The sequence below is a fragment of the Caulobacter sp. 1776 genome (assembly GCF_040545685.1).
Lineage (GTDB): Bacteria > Pseudomonadota > Alphaproteobacteria > Caulobacterales > Caulobacteraceae > Caulobacter.
On sequence record NZ_JBEPMI010000010.1, the window covers coordinates 1 to 5461 of the forward strand.

The 5461-nt window shown below is 54.5% G+C and carries 2 tRNA genes and 3 rRNA genes; all 5 read left to right on the forward strand.

What is annotated here, in order from left to right:
• Window positions 1–239: 239 nt before the first annotated feature.
• The 5 genes from ABIC66_RS24115 (at window position 240) to rrf (ending at window position 5446) form a co-directional block, all read left to right on the forward strand.
• Window positions 240–1723 (forward strand): 16S ribosomal RNA (locus tag ABIC66_RS24115).
• Window positions 1724–1922: 199 nt separating this feature from the next.
• A tRNA-Ile gene (locus ABIC66_RS24120) sits at window positions 1923–1999 on the forward strand.
• 68 nt (window positions 2000–2067) lie between these two features.
• Window positions 2068–2143, forward strand: a tRNA-Ala gene (locus ABIC66_RS24125).
• A gap of 295 nt (window positions 2144–2438) precedes the next feature.
• Window positions 2439–5227, forward strand: a 23S ribosomal RNA gene (locus ABIC66_RS24130).
• 104 nt (window positions 5228–5331) lie between these two features.
• Window positions 5332–5446 (forward strand): 5S ribosomal RNA (gene rrf, locus ABIC66_RS24135).
• Together the 16S, 23S and 5S rRNA genes with 2 tRNA genes alongside form the textbook arrangement of a ribosomal RNA operon.
• Window positions 5447–5461: the final 15 nt, after the last annotated feature.

Consider the following 5461-nt stretch of genomic DNA (forward strand, 5'->3'; position numbering starts at 1 on the left):
GGACGGGTCTTTGACATTGTTGATTTGGAAAGAGAAACGCAGGCGGCGGCGCTCTGGCGATGGACTGAAAGGTTCATCTTCGACGCTGACAAATGCGGTCTCTTGAAGACACCATTATACGCCGGTTTGAGCCTTTGGGCTTGGATCGAAGTGTGATGGGAACTCGTCAAGATACTATGCAAACCAGAACGCGGACTGAGGTTTTCCCCTCGGTCTAAATACTGGAGTCAATGTCAACTCAACCTGAGAGTTTGATCCTGGCTCAGAGCGAACGCTGGCGGCAGGCCTAACACATGCAAGTCGAACGGATCCTTCGGGATTAGTGGCGGACGGGTGAGTAACACGTGGGAACGTGCCCTTTGGTTCGGAACAACTCAGGGAAACTTGAGCTAATACCGGATGTGCCCTTCGGGGGAAAGATTTATCGCCATTGGAGCGGCCCGCGTCTGATTAGCTAGTTGGTGAGGTAAAGGCTCACCAAGGCGACGATCAGTAGCTGGTCTGAGAGGATGATCAGCCACATTGGGACTGAGACACGGCCCAAACTCCTACGGGAGGCAGCAGTGGGGAATCTTGCGCAATGGGCGAAAGCCTGACGCAGCCATGCCGCGTGAATGATGAAGGTCTTAGGATTGTAAAATTCTTTCACCGGGGACGATAATGACGGTACCCGGAGAAGAAGCCCCGGCTAACTTCGTGCCAGCAGCCGCGGTAATACGAAGGGGGCTAGCGTTGCTCGGAATTACTGGGCGTAAAGGGAGCGTAGGCGGACTGTTAAGTTAGAGGTGAAAGCCCAGGGCTCAACCTTGGAATTGCCTTTGATACTGGCAGTCTTGAGTACGGAAGAGGTATGTGGAACTCCGAGTGTAGAGGTGAAATTCGTAGATATTCGGAAGAACACCAGTGGCGAAGGCGACATACTGGTCCGTTACTGACGCTGAGGCTCGAAAGCGTGGGGAGCAAACAGGATTAGATACCCTGGTAGTCCACGCCGTAAACGATGAGTGCTAGTTGTCGGCATGCATGCATGTCGGTGACGCAGCTAACGCATTAAGCACTCCGCCTGGGGAGTACGGTCGCAAGATTAAAACTCAAAGGAATTGACGGGGGCCCGCACAAGCGGTGGAGCATGTGGTTTAATTCGAAGCAACGCGCAGAACCTTACCACCTTTTGACATGCCCGGACCACCAGAGAGATCTGGCTTTCCCTTCGGGGACTGGGACACAGGTGCTGCATGGCTGTCGTCAGCTCGTGTCGTGAGATGTTGGGTTAAGTCCCGCAACGAGCGCAACCCTCGCGATTAGTTGCCATCAGGTTTGGCTGGGCACTCTAATCGTACTGCCGGAGTTAATCCGGAGGAAGGCGGGGATGACGTCAAGTCCTCATGGCCCTTACAAGGTGGGCTACACACGTGCTACAATGGCGACTACAGAGGGTTGCAATCCCGCGAGGGGGAGCCAATCCCTAAAAGTCGTCTCAGTTCGGATTGTTCTCTGCAACTCGAGAGCATGAAGTTGGAATCGCTAGTAATCGCGGATCAGCATGCCGCGGTGAATACGTTCCCGGGCCTTGTACACACCGCCCGTCACACCATGGGAGTTGGCTTTACCCGAAGGCGCTGCGCTAACCGCAAGGAGGCAGGCGACCACGGTAGGGTCAGCGACTGGGGTGAAGTCGTAACAAGGTAGCCGTAGGGGAACCTGCGGCTGGATCACCTCCTTTCTAAGGATGCTTCTCCAGGCTCTCACGAGCCTATTGAAGCTCCAGACAGATGCGCATGACGCATCACAAATGAGCGGATCGCCGCCGTCTTCGTTTCTCTTTCCACTTGTTTCGAACCGTCGAGGTTCGAAGCACGATCGCGAGCCCTGGAGCGGATCGCTTCCAACATTGGTTGGAGCATCCGATCTGAGCGGCCTATGGGCCCGTAGCTCAGTTGGTTAGAGCGCACGCTTGATAAGCGTGAGGTCATAAGTTCAAGTCTTATCGGGCCTACCACTCTTCCATCCTACGGAACCGCAACCGACCAGCTCCCGCTGGGCAAGCAACTCGCACTTAAGGTGTGAGGGGCCATAGCTCAGTTGGTAGAGCGCCTGCTTTGCAAGCAGGATGTCGTCGGTTCGAATCCGTCTGGCTCCACCATTCTTTGTTGGAAATCTTCACGTCGTCTTCGCTCAAGCAGCGAAGCGGTAGCGAAGACGATGAAACAAAGTCGCGATCGAGGAATGATCAAGTTTGCATCTGGCTTTAGGCCAGCTGCGAAATGACATTGTGAAGGCAGGGTTCCTCCGCCAACCGTAGCTCACCCCTGGGATACGGACCTGGTTCAAGGATGGACTTAAGAAGACATCATTGTCTGACTAAAGGTAGAGCTCATGCTCGAGACCTTCCCGCGCGATGCGGCTAGGTTTCAAAATGCATGGGTTTTGCTGAGAACGATCAAGCGCATAAGGGCTTCTGACGGATGCCTTGGCATTGAGAGGCGATGAAGGACGTGGCACGCTGCGATAAGAGCCGGGGAGGCGCGAGCACCCTTTGATCCGGCTATCTCCGAATGGGGAAACCCACCTTTATGGTCACCCAACTTAGTCTTGCTTTCGGGCAAGGCCAGGATTGGATGATCAGAAGAGGTATAATGACCTGAATACATAGGGTTCATTAAGCAAACCCGGGGAACTGAAACATCTCAGTACCCGGAGGAAAGGACATCAACCGAGACTCCCGTAGTAGTGGCGAGCGAACCGGGACCAGGCCAGTGCTGTCGTGACATAAAGCTGAATGTGTTGGGAAACACAGCCATAGTGGGTGATAGCCCCGTAAGCGTCAAATAGCGACAGACTCGAGTAGGGCGGGACACGTGAAATCCTGTCTGAACATGGGGGGACCACCCTCCAAGCCTAAGTACTCCTCAATGACCGATAGCGAACAAGTACCGTGAGGGAAAGGTGAAAAGCACCCCGACAAGGGGAGTGAAACAGATCCTGAAATCGGAAGCCTACAAGCAGTCGGAGCCACCGCGCGTGGTGACGGCGTACCTTTTGTATAATGGGTCAGCGACTTCATGTGCCGTGCAAGCTTAAGCCGTTAGGTGTAGGCGCAGCGAAAGCGAGTCTGAATAGGGCGAATAAGTACGTCGCATGACGACCCGAAACCAGGTGATCTATCCATGAGCAGGTTGAAGGTAAGGTAACACTTACTGGAGGACCGAACCGGTGAATGTTGAAAAATTCTCGGATGACTTGTGGATAGGGGTGAAAGGCCAATCAAACCTGGACATAGCTGGTTCTCCGCGAAAACTATTTAGGTAGTGCCTCGGACGTATTCCTTGGGGGGTAGAGCACTGGATGGATGCGGGCGGCGCGAGCTGTACCAATTCTAACCAAACTCCGAATACCCAAGAGAACTATCCGGGAGACACACGGCGGGTGCTAACGTCCGTCGTGAAAAGGGAAACAACCCTAACCATCATCTAAGGCCCCCAAGTACTGGCTAAGTGGGAAACGATGTGGGTTTGCTTTGACAACCAGGATGTTGGCTTAGAAGCAGCCATCATTTAAAGAAAGCGTAACAGCTCACTGGTCAAGCGAACCTGCGCGGAAAATGTAACGGGGCTCAAGCCAGTCGCCGAAGGTATGGGTGTGCACTTTGTGCACGCGGTAGCGGAGCGTTCCGTAAGCCGATGAAGGTGAGGCGTGAGCCTTGCTGGAGGTATCGGAAGTGAGAATGCTGACATGAGTAGCGATAAAGAGGGTGAGAGACCCTCTCGCCGAAAGCCCAAGGGTTCCTGCGTAAAGCTAATCTGCGCAGGGTTAGTCGGCCCCTAAGGCGAGGCCGAAAGGCGTAGTCGATGGGAATCAGGTGAATATTCCTGAACCAGTTGGAAGTGACGGATCTGGTAAATTGTCGGGGCTTATTGGATTGCTCCCGGCAGTGAACAGGTCCCTGGAAATAACTCCAACGGAGACCGTACCCGAAACCGACACAGGTGGGCAGGTAGAGTATACCAAGGCGCTTGAGAGAACTGTGCTGAAGGAACTCGGCAAATTGCACGCGTAACTTCGGGATAAGCGTGACTCTTCTTTGGGCAACCAGAGAAGAGTGGCACAAGCCAGGGGGTAGCGACTGTTTATCAAAAACACAGGGCTCTGCGAAGCCGCAAGGCGACGTATAGGGTCTGACGCCTGCCCGGTGCCTGAAGGTTAAAAGGAGGGGTGCAAGCTCTGAATTGAAGCCCAGGTAAACGGCGGCCGTAACTATAACGGTCCTAAGGTAGCGAAATTCCTTGTCGGGTAAGTTCCGACCTGCACGAATGGCGTAACGACTTCCCCACTGTCTCCAGCACAGGCTCAGCGAAATTGAATTCCCCGTGAAGATGCGGGGTTCCCGCGGTCAGACGGAAAGACCCTATGAACCTTTACTGCAGCTTCGCCTTGGCGTTAGCAGCAACATGTGTAGGATAGGTGGGAGGCTATGAAACCGGGGCGCCAGTTCCGGTGGAGCCATCCTTGAAATACCACCCTTATTGTTGCTGACGTCTAACCGCGGCCCGTTATCCGGGTCCGGGACATGGCGTGGCGGGCAGTTTGACTGGGGCGGTCGCCTCCCAAAGTGTAACGGAGGCGCGCGATGGTGGGCTCAGACCGGTCGGAAATCGGTCGTCGAGTGCAATGGCATAAGCCCGCCTGACTGCGAGACTGACAAGTCGAGCAGAGACGAAAGTCGGCCATAGTGATCCGGTGGTCCTGCGTGGAAGGGCCATCGCTCAACGAATAAAAGGTACTCTAGGGATAACAGGCTGATTTTGCCCAAGAGTCCATATCGACGGCAAAGTTTGGCACCTCGATGTCGGCTCATCACATCCTGGGGCTGGAGCAGGTCCCAAGGGTTCGGCTGTTCGCCGATTAAAGTGGTACGTGAGCTGGGTTCAGAACGTCGTGAGACAGTTTGGTCCCTATCTGCCGTGGGTGTACGAGACTTGAGAGGATCTGTCCCTAGTACGAGAGGACCGGGATGGACACACCTCTGGTGGACCTGTCATGGCGCCAGCTGTGCAGCAGGGTAGCTAAGTGTGGAATAGATAACCGCTGAAAGCATCTAAGCGGGAAACTAACCTCAAAACAAGGTCTCGCTGAGAGCCGTGGAAGACCACCACGTTGATAGGCCGGGTGTGGAAGTGCGGCGACGCATGGAGCTTACCGGTACTAATAGCTCGATAGGCTTGATCGTTCTTCAGTCAAACCCATGCTACGCATGGCTCTACTTTAGACACTGATGTCTTCTTCAATTTCTTTCGGTCTCTCAACAGACCGATTGGATATCCTTTTCGCTGACCTGGTGGCTTTGCCGGGGGTTCCCCACCCGATCCCATTCCGAACTCGGTCGTTAAGTCCCCCTGGGCCAATGGTACTTCGTCTCAAGGCGCGGGAGAGTAGGTCGCCGCCAGGTCCGCCAAAAGGATAT